The organism is Lwoffella lincolnii (assembly GCF_037201985.1).
GTDB classification, from domain to species: domain Bacteria; phylum Pseudomonadota; class Gammaproteobacteria; order Pseudomonadales; family Moraxellaceae; genus Psychrobacter; species Psychrobacter lincolnii.
In genome coordinates this window covers 1,178,261-1,201,475 of the sequence record NZ_CP147511.1, presented here as the reverse complement: position 1 = coordinate 1,201,475, position 23,215 = coordinate 1,178,261, and the positions used below count along the sequence as shown (strand labels likewise).

Here is a 23,215-nt window from a genome sequence, read left to right as displayed (position 1 = left end):
ATACCTTCAATTCAATATGACACAAATATTTTAGCATATTTTATATTAACCCAAATCTGCTAAAATAACCATGAAATACCACGGAAATACCTTTACCATGACCATGCCATTTGTCAATATTGTTAATACACAGCCAGCTGATACACAACCCTTTAATAGTTCAGTCTTCTCTAAAAAGTGTCATAACATCAATCGATACTTTGCGATGATGATAGGGATTGTCAGTATCGTTTTATCCATACCAAGCCAAGCAACGTGCAAGCTGCCCAAAAGTTACTACAAAAATGTTACCTGTACATCAGACAGTCAATATTTTTTAGCCAGCAAAGATAACAAAACCCCTGTGGCATTACTTGATAAATCTGGTAAAAAAGTGGCGGACTTGATAGGACTGCAAGCTGCTGATGGCAATAAAATTCATCATGGCTTAATGCCTGTCATGCGGTATGACAAAGTGGGTTATGTGGACATGGCAGGTGAGATAATTGTACCAATTGTTTATGACAGTTTAGGTAAAAAAAACTGGGCAAGGGCTGCTAAAAATGGCTTAATCGTGGTAAAAAAAGATGGTGCATTTGGTGTGATTAATACCCATGATGAACCTCTGATTGCTTTTAGTCATGACATCAGTGCATTAAGTGATTTTGATAATGGTAAAGCACGCATGACCAAAGCAGGTGTGGACTATTGGCTAGACAGCAGTGGTCAAGTTATCCCCATTCATTCAAAAAAGTCTAAATACGCTCAATCAAAAAAAGCCAAAATTATCAATCAAGTCAATATTGATAATCACCAACTGATTTATACACCTCATTACATGAATGGCAAATGGGGATTTGTCAATGAAAAACAGGTGGCTGTCATCACTTATTCGTTTAATGAGGTGATGCCCTTCTCAGAAGGATTAGCAGGGGTGCGTTTAAAAGATAAATGGGGCTTTTTAGATAAAGCAGGCACATTGGTGATTAACTTTCGTTTTGATGACGCACATATTAACAAAAAAAGTGGTCAAAAGAGTAAACAAAACAAGATTTTTACCTTTATCAATGGTAAAGCTTGGGTAGGTAATCTAAAAAATGGCGATAAAATATGTATTGATAAGCAAGGCAATTCTGTGGCGTGTGATGACTAAATCATATCTATAAAATCTCACCCATTTAAATCTTGTTGGTCTTGCCTGTCATGGTGCTTACTTACATGGCACATAGCACATGGCATTTTTATTTGGCTTGGTTTCGCTTGGGTTGAGTGGGTCAAATTTGTAATTTTTCGTTACTTTATGCAAATCATGGGGACGATGTCTGCCAAACAACCGTTAACCATGTTAATATCATCCATAATTATCCATAAATCATTACCCATAAATCATTACCCACAAATCACCATGTGCCACTTTGATGGGCAGCCATAATGGGCAGCCAAATAGATAAGCAGCCAAATAAACCCAAACCTAGACTCAATAAGGGATTTTATGACACACCACAACCAATCACACCATCAACCACATCACAGCACTCAAAGCCAACACATCGATGGTGAACGCTTAAATCAACTGGCAGACATTGCTAATCAATACGTCTCTAATAAACAGAGCAGTTTGTCTGATTTTATGATGGCTTACTATCACAGTTTGTATCACGAGACAGCCGCCAAATACAGTAACGATGACTTGGCAGGCATGGCATTGCATCACTATATGATGCTCACCCGTTATCAAACTGGACAACCACAGATTGCGGTGATAAATCCTGTTGCTGAAGCTCACCACTTTCATAGCTCGCATACCGTGATACAAATCGTGGCGTATGATCGTCCATTTTTGGTGGACACCATGACCATGACTCTAGAAGAGCAGGGCATCAATGTGCATCGCATTCACAACACCATCATGGACATTCAATGGGACAATGAACGTCGCATTCAGGCAGTCAGCTCTGCTAATACCAGCCATACCAAACACATGTCACTCATTCATATTGAAATTGACCGTCAAGATGCCAATGATTTATCCGAACTTGAGCAGACACTTCTTAATAAAGTGGGGATACTTGACACCATCACCAATGATTGGCAACAGATGCACGATCGCTTACAACACATCAAAAATGAATTGAGTCAAGTAACACTGCCAGATGATTATCATTCTTATGAAGAGATTGAAGCGTTTTTATCATGGATTTTAAACGATCACTTTATCTTTTTGGGCTTTCGAGAGTACCGTTTAGAGCAAGATGAGCGTGGTGGGATAGAGCTCATTACCGTCGGTGGTTCAGGTTTGGGGCTGTTGCGAACAGCCGACGAAGATAAACCATCAGCAAGCTTTAAGCAACTGCCAGAACAGCTTAAGCAATTATTGATTTTACCTAAGGTGCTTTTATTGTCTAAATCAAGCCAGCAATCACCTGTGCATCGCCCTGTGTATATGGACTTTTTGGGCATTCATAAGTTCGATGATAAAAGCAATGTGGTGGGTGAATACCGCTTTATTGGCTTGCTGACATCACAAGCCTATCAGCTTAGTGTACAGCAAATTCCTCTATTAAGAGAAAAAGCCACAACTTTGTTAGACATGGCACAGTTGCCTAAGCATGGGCATGCCCATCAAAAAATGATGCACATCATCAATACTCTGCCAAGAGATGACTTATTTCAAGGCGATACTGATGAGTTGTATCCCATCGTTACAGGAATTTCGCAACTACAAGATAAGCATCGTCTGCGTTTATTTGCTCGTGTTGATCATTATCAACGTTTTGTCTCTTGTTTGGTTTATATCCCAAGAGATAAATTTAACACCATGTTGCGTATTAAAGTCCAAAAAGCCTTGGTTGATGCCTTCGGTGGCACATCTTCAGGGTTTAGTACTCAGATGAATGAAGCCTATCATGCACGGGTGCATGTGCATGTTCGAACCATTCCAGGGCAAATCAATCACGTGGACATCAGCAAATTAGAGCATAAGCTTAGCCTATTGATGCAAGATTGGTCAGATGGTTTTGCTAAGGCATTGCTTGATGATTTGGGTGAAAATCAAGCCAATGGTTTGCTTAATCGCTATAAATCTGTCATTCCTGCGGCGTATCAAGAAAGTTTTGACCCACGCACGGCGGTAGAAGACATCAAACGCCTAAATGCGCTAAGTGATGATAACCCCATGCAGTGGCACTTATTCCAATCCACAGGTGATGCTGATAACGAGCTACATTTAAAGTTATATGGCACAGACCGTCCTGCCATTTTATCTAATGTGTTGCCAATTTTAGAAGATTTTGGTGTGGCAGTCATCTCTGCCAACACGTATGAGATTGCCACTCAACCGACACTGTGGATGCAAGAATATGCGTTGCAATTACGCCATGTGGATACGGTGAATTTGTCAGTGGTGCGTGGTCAGTTTGAAGACAGTCTACAACGTATTTGGCAAGAAGAAGTTGAAAGCGATCGCTTAAATGAGCTGATTTTGGTCAGTAAATTAGACACCTATGATGTGGTCGTGTTGCGTGCGTTATCACGTTATATGCTACAAGCAAAAGCCCCGTTTTCTTATGACTATATTGTGCAGACATTGGTGGCACATGCCTCCATCACCGTGAAGTTGGTAGAATTATTCCATGCTCGCATGTCGCCAGAGATGACAGAACGTGAGTCTGCCATCAAAGAAATTCAAGCCCATATTGATGAGCAATTAAAGCAAGTGAGCAGTTTGGATGAAGACCGCATCATTCACTGGTTGTTAGATTTACTTCATGCGATGTTGCGCACCAACTTTTATCAACGTGATGAAGCTGGTAAACGCAAAGACCGTTTGTCGTTTAAGTTTGCTGCCAATGCCATTCCGCACCTGCCTGAACCTAAGCCAATGTTTGAAATTTATGTGTATTCACCCAAAGTAGAAGCGGTGCATTTGCGAGGTGGTAAAGTCGCTCGTGGCGGTTTACGTTGGTCAGACAGAATGGAAGATTTTCGCACTGAAGTGCTTGGTCTGGTCAAAGCACAAATGGTGAAAAATGCGGTTATCGTGCCAGTTGGCTCAAAAGGTGGCTTTATTGTCAAAACTCGTCAGGCAGGCATGGACAGAGAAGCGTGGCTAAAAGAAGGCATCGCTTGTTATCAGACCTTTATCCGAGGCATGCTTGACATTACCGACAACATTATCGATGGGCAAATTGTGCCACCAAATGACACCATGCGTCATGATGACGATGACCCTTATTTGGTGGTGGCAGCCGATAAAGGCACTGCCAGCTTTTCAGACATCGCCAATGCCTTAGCGGCAGAATATGATTTTTGGTTAGATGATGCCTTTGCATCTGGTGGTTCGATGGGTTATGACCATAAAGCCATGGGCATCACCGCCCGTGGGGCATGGGAGTCTGTCAAGCGACACTTCCGCTTAATGGGTAAAGACATTCAACATACCGATGAATTCACTGTGGTGGGTATTGGTGACATGAGTGGCGATGTCTTTGGTAACGGCATGTTATTATCAGACAATACCTTGTTGCAAGCGGCATTTAACCACCTACATATCTTTATCGATCCCACTCCAGATGCCAAAATCAGTCATGCTGAACGTGAGCGTCTGTTTAATTTGCCACGCTCAAGCTGGCAAGACTATGACCCACAGCTGATTAGCCAAGGTGGCGGTGTGTTCTCAAGACAAGCCAAGTCCATCAGCATCACTGATGAGATGAAACAAGCCTTTGCCATTGAAGAAGATAGCTTAACCCCCAATGAGCTGATACATGCGTTACTTAAAGCCCCTGTTGATTTGATTTGGAATGGTGGTATTGGCACTTATGTCAAAGCCAGTAGTGAGACGCATGCTGATGTGGGTGATAAAGCCAATGACAGTTTGCGAGTCAATGGTGATGAAGTGCGTGCCAAAATTATTGGTGAAGGCGGTAATTTAGGGTGCACCCAATTGGGTCGTATCGAGTATGCTCAACATGGCGGACGCATTTATACCGATGCCATTGACAACTCAGGTGGGGTGAACTGCTCTGATCATGAAGTTAACATCAAAATTTTGCTGGGTGATGTGGTCAAGCAAGGCGACATGACCATGAAGCAACGTAATGAGTTGCTTGAGTCCATGACCGACAGTGTTGCTGAATTGGTGTTACGCCAAAACTACCTACAACCACAGACCATTGAGTTAAGTGCCTATCAAGCGGCGGAACGCCTTAATGAACATCAGCGCTTTATGCAAATGCTAGAAAGCAACGGTCGCCTTGACCGTACCATTGAACGACTGCCCAATGACACCGTGATGGCAGAGCGACAAAAATCAGGTAAGGGTCTGACCAATCCAGAGTTTGCCATACTGCTTGCTTATGGCAAAATGTGGGTATATGACAATCTGCTCACATCAGACTTACCCGATGAAGCTTACTTTACCAATGAGTTGCGTAAATACTTCCCTGATGTGTTGGACACGCCTTACTTTGAACAGATGACCGAACATCGTTTACACCGTGAAATCATCAGTACTTATCTCACCAATGGACTGGTTAATCGACTGGGCATCGAAAATGTTTTTCGCTTAACCGAAGAGACAGGGCAAGACGTCCCAACCATCACTCGAGCCTATGCCATCGCCCGTGATGTTTATGATGTGTATCACGCATGGCGTGTGCTAGAAGAGTTAGATAACCAAGTGGCTGCCCAAGAACAAATCAGACTTGAGTTAAAAATCCGTCAAGCACTCAAGCAGGGCATGGCATGGTTTATCAATGCCAATGGGCAAAAGCTGTCCATTACCGAGATGACCGATAAGTTCAAAGCCACTGTGCAACAATTATTGGCAGATGAAGAGCTGATGAATGTTCATTTTGCTAAGAGTTTGCAAGACAGCCGTGATGAGATGTTAAATGCTGGTCTCAGTGCTGAGCAAGCTGATGTCTTTGCCAAATTGCCAATTTATCCGTTTGCCTTAGATGTGGTTCAACTGGCACAGCAAGCAGACAGTGACATTCGCACAACCGCCCAAGTATATTTCGCTGTTTACGATGCTTTAAATGTGGGTTGGTTATACGCTCAAGTAGCGTCTTTGCCACAACAAAGCCATTGGGACAGACGTGCCAATAATGCGTTAATCCATGAACTCAACAAGACCATCAAGGCGATTGCTTTGCCACTGCTTGATGAAGACAATCCTGTCATTGCCATCAAACAATGGCAAGAGCAAAACCACGCAGAGCTTGAGCGTTTGCAACAAGCCAAAGATGACCTAAGCGGTACTGATGACGTAGGGCAGGTCAGTTTATCAGCGTTATCTGTGTTGTTAAGTGAGATGGGCAGTTTGAATTTATCATCTTGATAAAACGCTTTTTTAGAGAATGTGCCTAATCACTAAAATACCTAACTTAATGCCTATCTTAATGGATAGGCGTTTTTATTGAAATATTTGTTCATTGAATGCAACCTGTAAGGAAAATCCCATGTCCAGTCAAAAAATCATTGAATCAACAACACCCAACTTACCCACCCCTTATTATCTGATAGATGAACAAGCCATTGTCAACAATTTAACCATCATCAAACGCATTTGCGACCTATCAGGGGCAAAAGCATTATTGGCACTCAAATGTTTTGCCACTTGGGGGGTGTTTGATGCCATGAAACCTTATTTACATGGAACAACGTCATCATCACTCAACGAAGTGCGATTGGGGGCAGAAAAATTTGGCGGTGAAACCCATGCCTACAGTGTGGCGTACGCTGAACATGAAATCTATGATGTGGTGAGCCATGCTGATAAAATCATTTTTAACAGCTTCAGCCAGCTGAACGCCTTTCGTCATGTTGCTGATGAAAAGGGCATTCCCATTGGTCTGCGTGTCAACCCAAAAACCAGCAATTCCTCTTTCATCATTGCCGACCCTGCACGCCCATTTAGTCGTTTGGGTGAGCATGATGTGGATAAAATCATGTCAGTGATTAATGACATCAGTGGCATCATGATACATAACAACTGTGAAAATGATGATTTTCATGCTTTTTGTGCCAGTTTAGATGACATTGAAAATAAATTTTCTGATGTGTTGCCATGTTTGGATTGGGTGAGTTTGGGTGGTGGCATTCATTACATTGCTCAAGATTACCCTGTGGAAGCGTTTGCTAAACGGCTAAAACAATTTTCTGATGACTTTGGCGTGCAAGTTTATCTTGAGCCGGGAGAAGCAAGCATTCACAATGGTGCGTTACTGGTAACCAGCGTGTTGGACACCATGCACAATGGTAAGCCTTTGGCAGTGGTTGATGCCAGTATTGAAGCGCACATGTTGGATTTATTGATTTATCGAGAATCTGCCTCCTTGGTTGGTATCAATGACCAAAACATCAATTTATTCCCCATTAGCCAGCTGCAGGACAACAATGATGGCATAAATAATGATGGCATAAATAATGATGACACAAATGTTTCTGACAATAAGACCAATGACAGCAATACCATCATCTATGGTAAATCCTGCTTGGCAGGGGACATTTTTGGTGAATACGCATTGAATGACATTGAGCTAAAAACTGGTGATAAAGTTGCCTTTGGCAATGCCGCAGGCTATACCATGGTAAAAAAGAATTGGTTTAATGGTGCTGCCATGCCAGCGATTGTGATTAAGCGGTTGAATGGACAAATTGAAACACAACGACAATTCACTTATGAAGATTTTAAATCCAGTTTGTCTTGATTAAAGTTGAATGACAATGTAAAACTTTGTTATGGCATTAAAACTTTGTTACAGCATTAAAACTTTGTTGCAACATGGATAGCCAAGTTTTCAGCTGTTGGCGTTGTTTATTAATCAATTCACGAGCATATATGGACTGATAATCTTGCATTTGTTGTTCAAATATCGCATCTAACTGTTGATATAACAACTCTTGGAACAATAAGGACAAATCGCTCACCGTTTGTTGACTAAAACTGTGATAAAAATTTGCCCAATGTGGAATGATGTCAGCATACAAAGAAGATGGCAGGCTTGCCAGTAAATGATGAAAGGCGTGGTTGGGTGATGTGAACAGCACCTTGTTGTCTGACTGTGATAATCGCAACTCAATCAGTTCAACCAATTTGGGTAACGCCATGTCTTGTTTTGTGTCATTGTTGTCGTTTGGTTGGTCATCTTTTTGTCTGTCCTCTCTTTTTCTGCCAAAATCTCTCCATGTGGGCAGTGGCGGAATGGGCAAGTTGTTGTTGGTTAATTTGCTGATTTCATGGCTGATTTGCCGATAAGCATGGATATTAGATGTCCGCCAAATCTGCTCAAGCGATACCACATCTATGAGTTCAGGTTGGTAAAATAAGCACAGTTGAAGGTGGTGGTGAATTTGTAAAGGGCTATTAAAGTTAAGCAACGCATCTTTAACGGCTTTGTTTTGGTTGCGTCTGCCCGTTAACCGATAATAGATGTCGTTGTTGAGCAGATGGCGAAAACTACTGCCTTTGGGCAATAAAGCAGTCAGCTGTTTGACTTGAGACATCATCTTGGCTTTGCCTTCAGGTGATTCTGAGTCAATCTGCGTGCTAAGATAAGCAAACACATAATCTGAGAGTATGGTGGCATTGTCTATTTGCTCAACCATGCTGTCTTTGCCAAACATTTTGACATAACTATCAGGGTCATGCCCTTGTGGCAGTGTTAAAAATTTTAATGTCTGGGTGTCTTGTAAAATGGGCAAGCTTAGTTGTAGCGTTCGCCATGCCGCCGTTTGCCCTGCGGAATCACCATCAAAGCACAAGGTTAAAGTGTCGTTAAATTTGAGTAACCGCTGGATTTGTTTCTCATTGGTGGCAGTTCCCATTGAAGCCACTGCCCCATAGATGCCTGCTTGATACAAAGCAATCACGTCCATATAACCTTCCACCACCAACCAGCGACTGGCTTTTTGCTGACGTGATTCATAATAGCCATACAGTACTTGTTGTTTATGAAAGACAGGTGAATCAGAAGAATTGATGTATTTTGGCTTAATCTCGTTGTCTAATGCTCGCCCTGCAAACCCAATGACCCGTCCTTGATTATCACGAATGGCAAAAATGACCCGTTCTCTGAGCAAATCATAATCACGTCCGCCATCAGATTGGCGAATAAGCCCCAATATTTTCAATCCTTCTATGTCATCAGGAAACGCCTGTGATAAGTGTTGCCAACCACTTGGAGCATAGCCAAGCCCAAAGGTGGCAATGGTCTGCCAAGTGAGTCCACGACTGATAAAATAACGCTGAGCGGTGGGAGTTTGTTGTAATTGATGTTGATAAAACTGTTGTACCCGTTGTAACAGTTCATATAAATCACCATCGGCATGTTGGTTGGCGTGATCATCAGCAGAATGAACAAGGTTAGAATGGTGCCAATCGGTGAATGATGATGTGTCAATCAATGATGTGTCAGCCAAAGCATTCATTGCCAAGGTAGTATCCAGCAATGGCACATCATGATAAGGTGGCATGCCATGGTCATGATGTGTGATGCCATGTGTTTGATGATTGCCTACTTGCTTGGCTTGGTGGTTGCTTGCTTGCTTGGTTGGTTTGGTGGTTGACTGAGTGGTTGACTGATGACCACGGCGATAGCGGGTATGTTGTTTGTCATTTTCTGGAATGGTAATGCCTGTCTGTTTTGACAGCTCATGCACCGCTTCAATGAACGTTAAATTTTCATAATCCTTTAAAAAACTGATGGCGTTACCACTGACCCCACAGCCAAAGCAGTGATATAGATTTTTACTGGGATTGACATAAAAGGACGGCGTTTTTTCACCATGAAAAGGGCAACAGCCCTTAAACTCATTGCCTGCTTTTTTTAGTTGCGTGTGCCGACCGATGATGCCAACCAAATCTGCCTGACTGTTTAGCTGGTCAATGATATGATTGGGTATGTTCATGATGATCCATTGACAAGACGATAAAAGACAGCACTAAAGCGTCAATTGATGATTAACAGGTTCTAAAGCCATTAGACAATCATTGAAGATAGTCATTGACCAAAATGTTTGTGGTTTGATAAGACCACCATCATTTGGTGTTGCTATTAGGGTATTGTTATTTAAACATTGTTATTTGAACATTGTTATTTAGTTGGTGGTTGGCATCACAATCGGTTCAATGGCAACATCAGCCAGTGAGGGCATTGGAGTGGTGATTGCATTGTCTTGGTCAGTGTTTGCAGGGATAACATCATCATTGATGCGACGCTCATCTGCCAGACCAAAACGGATACCATGATTTGTGGCAGAGTTATTAAAGTCATTTGTCTTAGTGCTTTGTGTTGTTGTCATATTAGCACTGCTGGGCAGTTGTAGCTGTGATGCTTGACTGATGATTTGTTCTTTGGTGGCTTGTGTATGACTGCCTGTGGTTTGAGACTGTTGTGGTGTGTTTGCCTTACCCAGTTTGCCAAAACTGATTTTATTTAGCCAAGATTGTTTGGTGGCACTGGGCAGTAGCACTTGTCCTTGATGACCAAGCAAATTAGGATAGTTAATTTGTAATAAGGTTTTATAGTCTTTGGCGGTATCGGTCATGCCCAGTTGCTCATAGGCATATGCCATGGTGGCAATGGCATGAGGGACAGAACTGCTTTGAGGATAATACTGAAATACCCATTTGGCACGATTGGCGGCTGCCAAATAAGCTTCACGCTTAACATACCAATCTGCCACATACATCTCGTGAGCTGCCAGCTCATTATAAATATAAGTCATACGCTGAGCCGCATCAGGTGCATAAATGCTGTTGGGGTAACGGCTGACCAAGATTAAAAAATCATAAAATGCCGCTCGATAATAAGCAGTGTCACGTTGAGATTTATCCAGATTAAACACATTAAGCAATCCAGATTCGCCCTGCATGGTGGCGACACCCTTGACATACTGAGCATAATCGACTCTTGGGTGAGTGGGATATAACGTGATGAATTGATTGGCATAATCCGTTGCTTGTTCATATTCGCCCTGCTGATAAGACGCATATATCAAATCCAACAATGCTTGCTCTGCCAACCGCCCAGCAGGATAAAAGGTTCTTAGATTATTTAAGTTTTCTGAGGCATGATTGTAATTGCCTTTTTTAATCGCTTCACTGGCAATGCGATAATATTCTTCAGCACTATTTTCGGCAGTGGCAATGGCATCTGTTGATTTATTGAACCAAGATAAAGATTGGCAACCGCCAAGACTTAGTGCCAAACAAGTCAGCGTAACGGAACAAATGGCTTTCATATGAGACATGGTAACAATCCAGAGCAATCCAAAGAAAAGATGAACAAAACAATTCACCAACTTTAGCACAAGTTATCAATTTTAATCATCAACTTTAACATAAATTGGCTTTAAAAAACCACGCTTAAGGCGTGGCGATCATGTTGATGTGATTGTGCATGATGATGAAGTCAGCAATATAAAATCAGCAATCAGTTTTTACCACGATAGGTGATGCGACCTTTTGACAAATCGTAGGGAGTCATCTCAACCTTGACTTTATCCCCTGTCAAAATACGAATGTAGTGCTTACGCATTTTGCCAGATATGTGAGCGATGATTTCATGCCCATTGTCCAAACGAACTTTAAACAGTGTGTTTGGCAGAGTATCAATGACCTCGCCTTCAAATTCGATGATGTCGTCTTTTTTTGCCATAATGATGTCTTAATAAAAAATAAAGCCAAATTATACGCTTGTGGGGTGAGTTTTTCAAATGCTTTATTATGTCAAAACCATTATGTTAAAACCGTTATGTTAAAACCATTGTGGCAAACTTATTGTGGCAAACCTAGCCAAACAGGGGTTTTATCCATATTTGGCAGATGTTGTTGTAAATGCGGTGGATAAATGGCATCAATGAAATATAAGCCATCAGCCGCCGCTGTGGCAGGGGCTTGGGTACGGTCTTTGGCAGTGATTAAGGTTTCAATGGCATCGGTTGGCAATTCACCTTGACCAATGGCGAACAATGCCCCCATTAAATTACGTACCATGTGGTGCAAAAAACCATCTGCCTGAATATCAAATACGATAAATGCACCATGACAAAACAGCTTGGCATGGCTGACACAGCGGACAGGTTGGCGTGACTGACATGCCGCTGCTCGAAAACTGCTAAAATCATGCTGACCCACAAGACAATCGGTTGCTTTTTGCATAGCTGTGATGTCAAGTTGCTTGGTTAAATGAGTTACCTGTCCATAAAGCAGAGCAGGCGGGTATGGTTGGCATAAAGTAACATAACGATAACGTCTGGCTATCGCAGAAAAACGAGCATGAAATTCGGTTGGCATCGGTTGTATCCAGCGTAACGTGATGTCATTGGGCAGCAAACTGTTGATGCCCCGGAACCAGCCATATAACGGACGCTTGGCTCTTGTCTGAAAGTGTGCCACCATATTGCCAGCATGAACGCCAGCATCAGTGCGACCAGAGGCAACCACTTCAATAGGCTCATTGGCAATGCGACCAATGGCTTCTTCCACCACTTGTTGGATACAGATAACCTCTTGTTGGCGTTGCCAACCTCGGTATGCTGTGCCGATGAATTCTAACCCAATGGCATAGGTAAAAGATGTGTCTTGTGACTCTTTATCAAAGCTTTTAGGGTTGATGTTGTTTTGTTGGGTTTGTGTTGTGATGATTGTTGTTATGATTTCAGACATGGTGATTGCTGGCCTTTTATGAAATTTAACTGACGGTGATTAAACTTGACTGACCGTGTGTTGCCAACGTTGGCGACGACGTTTGGGCGAGTCGCAGGTCAACAGCAACCATAAAAGGCGAGCATAAATGGCTGGTAGTGTCAGACGACCACCACTGATGACATGACAATCAGCCAACCAACTGCCAGCGGCATAATTATCACTGACACCGCCCAGCAAAGCTTGACTGCTATTTATCACCATGATGCCTGCTTGATAAGCAAGATTTAACATCGTCTGCATGGCATGTGACTTTGGAAAATTACCTTCACCATAGCTCATTAAAATCACAGCCGTTGGTGTGTTGTTTTTTTCCGCTTGGGTGATGATGTGCCTTAACTGGCTGGCATGGATATTCATATGTTCATCAGCATGGTCATCAATATGGCTGGGTAGGGCATAGATAACTTGCACACAGCATGGCTTTTTTAAGAGTGATGACTGACCATTGTGGTTGTGGTTGATTTTGCCAATGTTTGATTGATGATGCTGTTCTAGCCACATGGTCTTTGTTGTCTGACTTAATCGGTCTTGATAACTGCTGGCAGGATAGCCCACCTTTTGATGACCACTAAAAGCCAACATGTCATGACTGTGCAGTTTTTGCACTGTTTGAGCAGGCCAGACATCGTTGCCAATGGCAACATAGACCCCTGCTTTATCTTTAAGCAGTTGTCCGATTGCCAAGTGAAAGTTATCCTTGGCATCAGATTGGGGATTGATGACATAATCTGTCAGTCGTGTGGGGTCGAGTAGCGGCCGCATACTGGCGGTTAATACCAAACGTATGTCAGAATTTGCAAAAGCTTCTGCCAAAAAAGCCCCCAAATAGCTTAAGGTATCTGTGCCTGTGATGAGTAAGAAATACCGCTGTCCTTGAGCATAATGCTTTAATATCAGGCGATAAAACGTGAGAAAGTCTGGAACATCAAATTGACTGCTGTCTTTGATTAGCGAATTGTCAACCATGTTTAACGTGATGTCTGTGGTATTTGGCATGATTTGATGGAGTATTGGTAAAAATGCCTTGGCGGATAAAGGAGCAAGCGGTTGCCCAAAGCTACCAAATGTGCCTCCAGCATAGATAACGTCAATATGACTGATGGAAGAAGACAAAGGTTTTTTCATGAATGACACCAGTAATCATCGAATAAAATTTTTCATAAACAATCACCATAATAACAACCACCATAATAAAAAAAGGCACAGACTTAAGCGTGCCTAATTTTTTACTTTAATCATGGTCTGGTAGTGCCACAATCGTGGTTATGGCCATACCAGACCAACAGTGGTTAGTTGATTTGTGCCAACAGCTCTTTGGCTTGATTTAAATACGGTTCATTGGCAGATTGAGTAATCTCATTTAACAGCCGACGAGCACTGTCATACTCACCAAGCTCAATATATTGCCCAGCCAAATCCATGGTGATTTGTGCGTTATCCAAGTCAGACACATCAAGTTCAGATAAATCCACTAAATTTGACTTATCTGATGCCACATTGGCATCATGGTCTGTGGGTGTTAAATCACTGATGCTAGGCTCTTGAGCTTTAACATCAGATTGAACGGGTGAAATATCAGCCGTATCAAAATCTAAATCCATGCCCAAGTCAAACGCTTGTCGATCATCGCTGTCTTGTTGGCTTGGTTGTTGGGGTTGCTGATTTAGCGGTTGGCTTGGCTGGGACGAATCATCTTGTGTTATCAGATCATCATCAAGTCCAAAATCACTCAAGTCAAACTCATTGCTAAGTTCTGTTGTGTCATCAAGATGTGTGGTGGGCGAATCAGAGGCAACTTTAGAAGCATCATCATCTAAACTGCCTAAATCAAAGTCCAAAGAGTCATCTAATGATGAATCATCTTCGTTACCTTGGTCAGTTGTCAGGGCATCAGCACTGATTTCACTAACATCATTCACAACCACTTCATTTGCATCTTGAATATTTGCATCTCGGACAACGGCAGATTCAGTGGCATCAACTTCTGTGTTCAAGTCAAAATCAGATTCAATATCAAAGCTTAAATCAGCAGATTCAACATCAGACACAAGATTGTCAGACACAACATCATCTTCTGATAAGTCAAATGACAAATCATCTGATGTGTCTAGAGTGTCAGTTAGAACGGTTAAATCATCGTTTGTGTCCGTCTGTAGGCTGGGTTGGTCTGATTGAGTGGCAGTGGCGTGGTCTTCTTCTGTGCTTTCTATGCCAAAATCAAAATCCAAACCATCATTCTCAGCTGTGGTAGGTGATGTGATTTGATCAGATGTGGGCTTGCTGTCATCTAAATCAAATGTTAAGTCGTCATCACCAGTTAAGCCTGCATCATCATTGGTGTCTAAATCTAAAGTAGACGTGGTGTCTAATAAATCGGCTTCTAAATCTTCTAAGCTAAACGCATTGTCGTTAAACGCATCGTCACTTGTTTGTGCCACCGTGGTTTGTGCCATGGGCTGTTGTGCCACAGGTTGCTCGTTGCCAAAGTCAAGGGCATTATCAATATTACCAGCATTAAAATCTAAAGGTGTGTCATCATCTGATGTGACAGATTGGACTGATGGCTCAGGTTTAGACTCAGATTGATGGCGTGTTTGTATCTCTGCGTCTATTAAAGATTTAAGGTGTTTGGCTTCACTGATGATGCCAGTATCACCAGATTGTTGAACTTGAGCATATGTCTGATTGAACTTGTTGATGTTGGAGGTCTGGGCATATAAATTGAGTAAATCAAGTTTAAGCTGAGTATTGTTAGGTTGGGAGTGTATGCCCCTAAGTAATTCGGCTTCAGCATCGTCAAAACGCTGTTGTGCCATCAACTGTTTAGCCACCACGCCAAACTGTGGCGATGGCACGTTTTGCTCGGCTAAATCCATGGGTGTTGGCTGATTTGCCATGGCAGAATCGGTGTGTTCTGTCTTTGATGGTAGAAGTGGTTCATCTTCGAACACATCAGCATCAGCTTGATTGCGACGCATCAACATAAAAACCAGTGCCAGAATAATGATTAAAACCACAATGGCAATAAGAGCGATGTTTTCCATAATAATTCCTATTTTATATGTCAATATTTATTGTTTAAGCTCTTTTAGCTTGGCTTCAAGCTGAGCAATTTTTTCATTTTGTACTTCAAGCTTTTTGGCATAGTCGCTAAATTTATGATTCAATCCATTGACCGAACGCACCGTACTGGCGGTTGATTGGCGAGTGTTTTTTAAACGACCAACAAGGTCTGTGGAAGGAGCATTGTTTGAACTGCTGGCTGATTGGTTGGTGATGCTGGGAGCAACCAGTGCCACACGGTTGGCAGCTTTGGCTGTATTTTTAGCTTGATAACGTTTCTTAGTGGTTGAAGAAGTGGTGCTGGATTTTTTGCCACCAGAAGCGGTTTGTTCATTAGCAAGCTGTTCTCGTTTTGCCGCCAATGCTTTTTCTAAGCTGTTTTGACTGGGGATAAACTCATAATCAGGTAAGATAATCTGTGCATTGGCAATGATGCGACTGGCTTTACCGTCGATAAAGGCATCAGGATTGTCCTGTTGGATTTGTTTCATCACTTGATAAACGCTGACATTGTTGCGTTTGGCAATGTTGTTAGAAATCATCCATAGATTATCATTGCGTTGCACGACATAGGTTTTGCGATGATGAGTTTCAGGATCATTGGCATCAACCAGTGAGTCAGTTGATGATGCTGTCGGTTGAGGCTGAGACTGTGCCATCACTGTGTCAGTCGCTGCGCCTGTCATATCAGTTGTGTCCACACCAAGAGCATTGAGTAGGATATGGTCTGATGCCAATTCACCGATTGGTGGCTCATCTAAAGTCGTAAAAGAATGGGTACGATTTGATGCCAATGTTGTGTTTGATGTTGTGTTTGATGCCAATAATGACGCATCATCTTTTAGCGTGTGTTTGGCTGTACCAGCATTTAAAGCTGAATCACTGCTGGCAACTATGTTATCATTAAAAACAACGTTATCATCAAGAACCATGTTACCATCAAAGTTACTATCAGCTGGAACATGGCTGATTGGCAAATTGACTTGGCTGGCATTGGTAACTTGGTAATCATCATACTGGTTATTATATTGGTTATGATGTGTGGACACATCAGACATGTCTGCCTGTATGTCCACTTGTGTTTTGGCTTGTTTTATATTAAGTTGTTTGACATCATTGGTTGCTACCAATAAAGTTTTTGGCAAAAAGGTATTTTGCCCCCTTTCACTCAAGTCTAAAACAATGTTTTGATATGGGTTTTGCACAGGTCTGGCAGAGGTGATGACCAATTTGCCCGAGGAGTCTGATGTTCGTACAAAATTCACATTCAAACGGTTGCTGTTTTCTAGCCCCATCTGCTCAAAGACTCGGTTGTCTGCAATTTTGGCAGAAAAGTCATCAGGGTTAATGTCTTTAATTTCAATAACCGCATTCAGTGGTTCGTATTGGGCGGAGTTGATTTGTGTTGAGCCGACCGTCACCGCATGGCTAATACCAGCACTGCCGATAAGCATAAAGGTCATCGCAGAAGAAAGTAAGGTTTTTTGTGTCGAAATCTGTTGCCAAGCCATGACAATCCCTTAATTAAAATAAGTTTTGGAAAAAAACAGCCACAATAATGTGTCATTTATATCAAAAATATGGCTTTATTGCCAGTTTCTTTCATTGATGACAACAAAAGATAAGATAAAAATCGCTAATATGTGCCAAAAAATACAGAGAAGCCCACAAATAACGAAAATAAACAACAAAAAGTTAAGCTGTTTTGGTCATCAAAATGCCATGAAAGTGCTATGATGGTTCTCTTATTAAAGTTTCTTTTTGTGTTGTGTTTGATTTATTTTACATTGGCTTGTTTTACGTTGGCTAGTATTGGTATTTTAAGGAAATGGTATGGAAACAATAAGCATGACGTCTTTAACACTGGCTGCCTTATTAAATGCAGGAATCAGTGGCTCTGGCACTCATTTAACTAAAGAAAATACATATATTTTGCCTAAAATAGCAGGGCAATGGCAAGCAGTATTAGATGAACAAGATGATAAAGTGGCTAAAATCCATGCCAATGCAAACATCAGCAGAACCAATGACAGCATGGACAATGACATCAAGATTCCTGATAAAACGATTGATGGTCATAATAATCATGACGGTCGCATTGCCACATGGCAAAAACCCAGCAAAATCTGTCGGGAGTTATATGCCTTTGATAGGGATAATTTTATGCGGACAAGCAGTGCCAATGAAGTGACTTATGGCAACTATGTGGTGCTAACGCATGAAGAGGGATTGCCAATATTGATATTAAAAACCATCTATGATAACAATGAAGTGGATTGCTCGGGCAATCAAGTTGACCAAACTGGTGAGCAAGTCATCGCCTATATTAAAGAAGATGGCAACACCATGCAGTGGTGTGGTGATAAACTGGGTGAGAAATGCCACATTCGTTTTGAAAGAGTGTTGCCTTAAATGCTTTTTTAACCGTAATTTGTTTAACCTACGCCATTTAACACGTCATTTAACCTGACTTATTTAACAAATGCTTTTCTAAATGGTGAATGTTCTGTGCTTCTTTTTTAAAGTTTTTATCTGCCAAAATCACATCTCGATGCAGTGGAATGTTGGTTTTGATGCCTTCAATAATTAATTCATCTAAAGCATGGACACATTTGCTGATGGCTTGCTGACGAGTAGGGGCATGACAAATGAGTTTACCAATCAAGGAATCATAAAAAGAAGGAATGGTGTAGTGTGGATAAAGGTGCGAATCAAAACGCACACCTGCACCACTGGGAGCAAAAAATCGCCCCACTTGCCCTGGTGATGGCATAAAGGTGTGGGGGTCTTCAGCATTAATGCGACACTCAATGGCATGTCCACGAATGTCTATCTCGCTTTGACGATAAGACAGCCCCAAACCAGATGCCACACGCAACTGCTCAACCACAATATCCACGCCTGTAATCATCTCGGTAACAGGATGTTCAACTTGAACACGGGTGTTCATCTCAATAAAGAAAAATTCGCCATTTTCATACAAAAATTCAAATGTGCCTGCCCCCCGATAGCCAATCTGCTGACAAGCTCGAACACAAGCTTGGAGTATCGGCTCACGAATGTCATCTGGAATGTCAGGGGCAGGTGCTTCTTCTAGCACCTTTTGATGACGGCGTTGTAGTGAACAGTCTCGGTCATATAGATGAATGGCATTGCCGTTGCCATCTCCCAACACTTGCACTTCCACATGGCGTGGGTTTTGTAAAAACCGTTCCATATACACGCTGTCGTCACCAAAACTGACCTCAGCTTCTTGCTTGGCAGCTTGTACTTGTCCGATGAGTTGGTCAAAGCGTTCGACAATACGCATGCCACGTCCACCACCTCCAGCAGCGGCTTTAATGAGTAATGGAAAACCGATTTGTTGGGCCTGCTCTTCGGCATTGTGTATGGTGATTGTTCCGACAGAGCCTGGCACAGTTGGTACGTTGGCTTGTTTCATCGCATGAATGGCAGAGATTTTATTGCCCATTAGGCGGATATGGTCAGGGTGTGGACCGACAAAGGTCAGACCTGTATTTTCGACTTGTTCGGCAAATTCGGCATTTTCAGATAAAAAACCATAACCTGGGTGAATGGCATCAGCTCCTGTGATTTCAGCAGCAGTCAGCAGTACATTGGTATTTAGATAGCTGTGATTGGCATTGGGTTTGCCAATGCAGACTGCTTCGTCAACAAATTTTAAGTGCATAAGATTGGCATCGGCGGTGGAATACACGCCAACGGTTTTGATTCCCAGCTGTTTACACGCTCTGACGACACGCAAGGCTATCTCGCCACGATTAGCGATGAGTAATTTTTTTATCATAATAAATGCCCATTAAGACTGGTATCGCACCACAGGTTGACCAAACTGTACCACATCGCCATTTTCTACCAAAATCTCAGCAATCACACCACTTTGTGTGGCTTCAAGTGGGTTCATGATTTTCATCGCTTCAATGATGCCCAAAGTATCACCTGCTTGGACAGTTTGCCCCACTTTGACAAATGGTGGCTCATTGGGACTTGGGGCGGAGTAGAACACGCCAACCATGGGCGAGTTTTCAACGTGTCCTGATTGCTTGGCAGAGCTTGGTTCTTGAGGTTGAGATGATGTTGGCAAGGCGGTGGGAACAGCACTGATGGTGGACGCAATCGGTTGGTAATAACGGGTCAAACTGACTTTGTCATCACCAGAGCAGACTTCTAAAGTCAATAAGTCTTTTTCTTCCATTAAATCAATTAATTGGCGAATGTGTTCGATGTCCATAATGACCTTTTTTTATCAATACCATATGTAACCATATGTATGGTGGTGAGTTAATTTAACCCAATATGTGACAGATATTGTAACAAAAATTTTCAAACACACCCATAGCAAAACCTTTTAAAATTTCAGTGAACAGTTGTTTTTATGTAACTGTCTTTATCCATAAACTATGACGTTGTTGTGTTATTGTTGAAGTGATTCATTCTTTAATGGCATAAATTCCGGGTAAATGACGCAGATAGCCATGATAGTCCATGCCACAACCATAGACGTATCGATCTGCCACATCCAGTCCCACAAAGTCAACTGAAAAGTCTGCCACTTTACGGTTGTGTTGTTTGTTTAGTAGCACACAGCAGTTGATAGATGCTGGGTTTTCTTGTTTTAGTTCTTCCACCACCGCTTTTAAGGTGATGCCTTCATCGAAGATGTCATCAATCAGTAAAATGTGTTCCCCTGTGATGTCCACATCAGGCTTGTATTTCCACACCAAATCATTGGTGCTTTCATTGTTACGGTAGCGTGTGGCGTGCAGGTAGTGCATGCGATGATAAAAGGTAAGATGGGTAAGCAGTTGTCCTGCTGGTATCAGACCACCATTCATCACCACCATGACAATGGGGTTTAGACCGACATAATGTAGATTAAGCTGGGCTGCCAGACGTTCATAAGCAGCGGCGACCTCAATGCTACTGATGAGACATTCTGAATTACGTAAGGTTTTTTCAATGTCTTGGTTGCTGATTTGGGTCATGGTGTGAACCTTATTTTTGGACGATTAATTGTTGATAGTGATGATATAAGCGTTCGGTTGCTGTTTGGGGCATGTCAGGCATGATTTTATGAATGGCGATTTGAGCGCTTTTAGAAATGGCAGTTTCTGCAATGGGAATGGCACCTCGTTTGAGTAATCCTAAATGCAAGGTTTGGCCAAAATCATGCAAATAATGGTGCAAAGTGGCATTGATGATGGTTTCTGATGCGTTCTGTAGGTAGGTATGCGGGCGTTTGGCTTGGGTGATGGCGGTTTGGATTTTGCTAAAGTTATCATTGATAAGTTGAGCGTCTTCATGGGGTAATTCATATCCCACTCTCATCTGTTCATCATTATCAGTAAATAGGCTATGATTGACCATAAAGTGATAGCTGTCGATGACTTTATCATTGCTCTGCTTGCTTAAGATACTGCCAAGTAAGGTATCAACTGTGCCATGGACAGTTTTGACCACTTTTTCAAGGCGGTGTTTTCGCTCTGGATCTTGTATCAAGGTAACCAAATCATTGAGCAAGTTATCAATCAGTTCATGAGCGATGAGTTTGGTAACTTCATCACGGTGGGGATAATAGTCGGTTTTTATGTTGTTTTCGATGATGTGTTGGATTTCTTCAATTTTAGTTTTAAGCTGGTCGCTGGGCAAAAATCCAAAGTAGGTAGTCATGGAGTGTCTCTAAAGGCATAAAATGTGAAATAAAATAAATGGGCTAAAATAAGCCAATTATCAGTTAATAACAGATTAAATAAGTTAGTAATATATTATAAATTGGTTAATAAAAAATTAATAATAAGCCAACAACAAGACGTGATGGCTGCTTAATACGCCTTAGAGTAATGGCTTTTGTGTCAATCGTCAACTTGATTTGTTTTGCTGGGCGTTTTGCCAAAATAAAGCGACCTTTTTAAGCAGGTTAAGCAGGTTCATTAACTTTAGTTTGTTTGCTTGCTTGTTTGCCATAGACATACGCCATGCCCAACACCAACGCGCATATTGGCACACACACAGGCAAGAACATTGGGTTTTGTAGCCCACCGAACAACACAAATACCGAGCCAAGCGTTGCCAAAATAGGGGCAATCAGACCAAAAAAGAGGCTTTTTATCACCCCTTGTCGCCATAACTTAATCACCGCAAAATAAAGCACCACATACAGCACATAGCTTACGACAATGGCAATCTCTGAGATGTCCATGTTGCCTAAAATGCCTGTTTTCATGGTGATATAATGTGTCATAAACCAAAATAGGGCAATCGCCAGTGTGAACCAAGCTGAGTTATTGGGCAGTTGGGTTTTTGCTGATATGACGGATAAGCTTTTTGCTAAGGGAATGCGACCTGCTAACGCCAATGAATAGGGCAAACGAATGAAACCCAATACCAGACCGTTGACTGTTCCCATCACCGAGATTATCACAAATGCCAAAAATACCTTGCCTGCCGTTGCCCCAAATAAGGCTTGTGTTACCGCATCGACACTGGCATCACCCATACTCATCAACTGACCTGCTCCCAAATAGGCAGAAATTCCGACAAAATAAATCAAATAGCCCAGTAAAATCAAAATTGGTGCAACAATCAACGCAATCGGTAGGTTGCGTTTGGCATTTTTTAGTTCACCTGAAATGCTGGTGGCAACAATCCAACCATCAAATGTAAACGCAATCGGCCCGACTGCCCCAAGCCATGCTAATGTGGATACCGACGTCATGACATCATCATTAGCAACCACTTGCTGAGCGGTATGAAACATGGTGGTGGTGTCACCTTTAATAAAGGCGAGTATGCCAATACAAAATAACGGTATCAGCTTGATGACGGTCGATAATATTTGAAACCTACCTGCCCAACTGGCAGAAAACACGTTCATCATATAATTGATGATAAGCCATGCCAGCCCAATCACCATTTGTAGCTCAAGGCTGGCATTGTCTATCCCAAGCAGTAGCGATAAAAAGATGCCCACCACCCATGACACCACCACGCCGATGGTGGGAAAATACAAAAAAGTCTGAAACCAGCCCACCATGGTAGAAAATTCTGGGCCAACAAATTCATCAGCATAAGCGATGATGCCACCATGATTGTCACTGCGACTGGCAAGCTGAGCGATGGTCAATGAACCAAAGATGATGGCGATGGCTGCTAAAACAAACACCACAATGCCAAGACTGACACTGCCACCCGTGTGTTGCAAAACGTTGTCTGCTTTAAAAAAAATGCCCGATCCAATGACAATGCCCACCAACATGGCAAGTGCGGTCATTAGATTATATTTGGGGGTAATTTGGACACTATTTGTGTGGTTATCTGTGTGGCTATCTGTTTGGTTATGGGGGGGGTTGATGGCAGGCATGGCACAAACTCAAGAAAACTTAAAAAAACAGCGACGAATATTAGCCGTTTAAGCCTTACTTTGCAACCGTTTAA

Annotated in this window: 16 protein-coding genes; 4 read left to right on the top strand and 12 right to left on the bottom strand. The window is 42.1% G+C overall.

Features of this window, described 5'->3' with window-relative positions; translation table 11 throughout:
- Positions 1-97 precede the first annotated feature (97 nt).
- The 3 genes from WDM69_RS05500 to WDM69_RS05490 all read left to right on the top strand — a co-directional run bounded on the left by WDM69_RS05500 (position 98) and on the right by WDM69_RS05490 (position 7,694).
- Positions 98-1,132, top strand: a complete 1,035-nt coding sequence (locus tag WDM69_RS05500; RefSeq protein ID WP_338755072.1) for a WG repeat-containing protein — start codon at positions 98-100, stop codon at positions 1,130-1,132.
- Between the two features lie 339 nt (positions 1,133-1,471).
- On the top strand, positions 1,472-6,322 hold the full coding sequence (locus WDM69_RS05495) for an NAD-glutamate dehydrogenase (protein WP_338755071.1): 4,851 nt from the start codon (positions 1,472-1,474) through the stop codon (positions 6,320-6,322).
- A 121-nt stretch (positions 6,323-6,443) separates the two neighbouring features.
- Positions 6,444-7,694 (top strand): carboxynorspermidine decarboxylase, encoded by a 1,251-nt coding sequence (locus tag WDM69_RS05490; protein WP_078306724.1) that lies wholly within the window; start codon positions 6,444-6,446, stop codon positions 7,692-7,694.
- Between the two features lie 37 nt (positions 7,695-7,731).
- Here WDM69_RS05490 and WDM69_RS05485 read toward each other — a convergent pair whose 3' ends face one another.
- The 7 genes from WDM69_RS05485 to WDM69_RS05455 form a co-directional block, all read right to left on the bottom strand.
- A complete protein-coding gene (locus tag WDM69_RS05485; protein WP_078306723.1) occupies positions 7,732-9,894 on the bottom strand; it encodes a DNA primase in 2,163 nt (720 codons plus the stop codon).
- Positions 9,895-10,083: 189 nt separating this feature from the next.
- Entirely contained in the window at positions 10,084-11,238 is a 1,155-nt protein-coding gene (locus tag WDM69_RS05480) for an outer membrane protein assembly factor BamD (RefSeq protein WP_078306722.1), read from the bottom strand.
- Positions 11,239-11,420: 182 nt separating this feature from the next.
- Positions 11,421-11,645, bottom strand: a complete 225-nt coding sequence (gene infA / locus WDM69_RS05475; RefSeq protein WP_078306721.1) for a translation initiation factor IF-1 — start codon at positions 11,643-11,645, stop codon at positions 11,421-11,423.
- Between the two features lie 119 nt (positions 11,646-11,764).
- Positions 11,765-12,655 (bottom strand): tRNA pseudouridine(38-40) synthase TruA, encoded by an 891-nt coding sequence (gene truA / locus WDM69_RS05470; RefSeq protein WP_078306720.1) that lies wholly within the window; start codon positions 12,653-12,655, stop codon positions 11,765-11,767.
- Positions 12,656-12,694: 39 nt separating this feature from the next.
- The gene (locus tag WDM69_RS05465) at positions 12,695-13,822 is read right to left on the bottom strand and encodes an asparaginase domain-containing protein (RefSeq protein WP_240494840.1); all 1,128 of its coding nucleotides are present in this window, start codon (positions 13,820-13,822) and stop codon (positions 12,695-12,697) included.
- A 164-nt stretch (positions 13,823-13,986) separates the two neighbouring features.
- Positions 13,987-15,741, bottom strand: coding sequence for a FimV/HubP family polar landmark protein (locus tag WDM69_RS05460; RefSeq protein ID WP_078306719.1), 1,755 nt, complete (start codon positions 15,739-15,741; stop codon positions 13,987-13,989).
- 27 nt (positions 15,742-15,768) lie between these two features.
- Complete coding sequence (locus WDM69_RS05455) at positions 15,769-17,271, bottom strand: type IV pilus assembly protein FimV (protein ID WP_078306718.1); 1,503 nt, start codon at positions 17,269-17,271, stop codon at positions 15,769-15,771.
- A 337-nt stretch (positions 17,272-17,608) separates the two neighbouring features.
- On the opposite strand from WDM69_RS05455, the gene WDM69_RS05450 reads away from it, so the two are divergent.
- Positions 17,609-18,172, top strand: a complete 564-nt coding sequence (locus WDM69_RS05450; protein ID WP_143823256.1) for a hypothetical protein — start codon at positions 17,609-17,611, stop codon at positions 18,170-18,172.
- Positions 18,173-18,221: 49 nt separating this feature from the next.
- Here the strand turns inward: WDM69_RS05450 and accC are convergent, their stop codons facing one another.
- The 5 genes from accC to WDM69_RS05425 form a co-directional block, all read right to left on the bottom strand.
- The gene (gene accC / locus WDM69_RS05445) at positions 18,222-19,568 is read right to left on the bottom strand and encodes an acetyl-CoA carboxylase biotin carboxylase subunit (protein WP_078306716.1); all 1,347 of its coding nucleotides are present in this window, start codon (positions 19,566-19,568) and stop codon (positions 18,222-18,224) included.
- A gap of 12 nt (positions 19,569-19,580) precedes the next feature.
- A complete protein-coding gene (gene accB / locus WDM69_RS05440; protein WP_078306715.1) occupies positions 19,581-20,012 on the bottom strand; it encodes an acetyl-CoA carboxylase biotin carboxyl carrier protein in 432 nt (143 codons plus the stop codon).
- 199 nt (positions 20,013-20,211) lie between these two features.
- Positions 20,212-20,766, bottom strand: coding sequence for a hypoxanthine-guanine phosphoribosyltransferase (locus tag WDM69_RS05435; protein WP_078306714.1), 555 nt, complete (start codon positions 20,764-20,766; stop codon positions 20,212-20,214).
- 10 nt (positions 20,767-20,776) lie between these two features.
- Positions 20,777-21,451: a hypothetical protein gene (locus tag WDM69_RS05430; RefSeq protein ID WP_078306713.1), complete on the bottom strand. Its 675-nt coding sequence runs from the start codon at positions 21,449-21,451 to the stop codon at positions 20,777-20,779.
- A 247-nt stretch (positions 21,452-21,698) separates the two neighbouring features.
- Positions 21,699-23,141, bottom strand: a complete 1,443-nt coding sequence (locus WDM69_RS05425; RefSeq protein WP_338755069.1) for an APC family permease — start codon at positions 23,139-23,141, stop codon at positions 21,699-21,701.
- Positions 23,142-23,215 lie beyond the last annotated feature (74 nt).

Coding starts and splice junctions, on each gene's coding strand:
- WDM69_RS05500 (WP_338755072.1), top strand. CDS start 98: ATGACCATGCCATTTGTCAATATTGTTAATACACAGCCAGCTGATACA.
- WDM69_RS05495 (WP_338755071.1), top strand. CDS start 1,472: ATGACACACCACAACCAATCACACCATCAACCACATCACAGCACTCAA.
- WDM69_RS05490 (WP_078306724.1), top strand. CDS start 6,444: ATGTCCAGTCAAAAAATCATTGAATCAACAACACCCAACTTACCCACC.
- WDM69_RS05485 (WP_078306723.1), bottom strand. CDS start 9,894: ATGAACATACCCAATCATATCATTGACCAGCTAAACAGTCAGGCAGAT.
- WDM69_RS05480 (WP_078306722.1), bottom strand. CDS start 11,238: ATGTCTCATATGAAAGCCATTTGTTCCGTTACGCTGACTTGTTTGGCA.
- infA (WP_078306721.1), bottom strand. CDS start 11,645: ATGGCAAAAAAAGACGACATCATCGAATTTGAAGGCGAGGTCATTGAT.
- truA (WP_078306720.1), bottom strand. CDS start 12,655: ATGTCTGAAATCATAACAACAATCATCACAACACAAACCCAACAAAAC.
- WDM69_RS05465 (WP_240494840.1), bottom strand. CDS start 13,822: ATGAAAAAACCTTTGTCTTCTTCCATCAGTCATATTGACGTTATCTAT.
- WDM69_RS05460 (WP_078306719.1), bottom strand. CDS start 15,741: ATGGAAAACATCGCTCTTATTGCCATTGTGGTTTTAATCATTATTCTG.
- WDM69_RS05455 (WP_078306718.1), bottom strand. CDS start 17,271: ATGGCTTGGCAACAGATTTCGACACAAAAAACCTTACTTTCTTCTGCG.
- WDM69_RS05450 (WP_143823256.1), top strand. CDS start 17,609: ATGACGTCTTTAACACTGGCTGCCTTATTAAATGCAGGAATCAGTGGC.
- accC (WP_078306716.1), bottom strand. CDS start 19,568: ATGATAAAAAAATTACTCATCGCTAATCGTGGCGAGATAGCCTTGCGT.
- accB (WP_078306715.1), bottom strand. CDS start 20,012: ATGGACATCGAACACATTCGCCAATTAATTGATTTAATGGAAGAAAAA.
- WDM69_RS05435 (WP_078306714.1), bottom strand. CDS start 20,766: ATGACCCAAATCAGCAACCAAGACATTGAAAAAACCTTACGTAATTCA.
- WDM69_RS05430 (WP_078306713.1), bottom strand. CDS start 21,451: ATGACTACCTACTTTGGATTTTTGCCCAGCGACCAGCTTAAAACTAAA.
- WDM69_RS05425 (WP_338755069.1), bottom strand. CDS start 23,141: ATGCCTGCCATCAACCCCCCCCATAACCAAACAGATAGCCACACAGAT.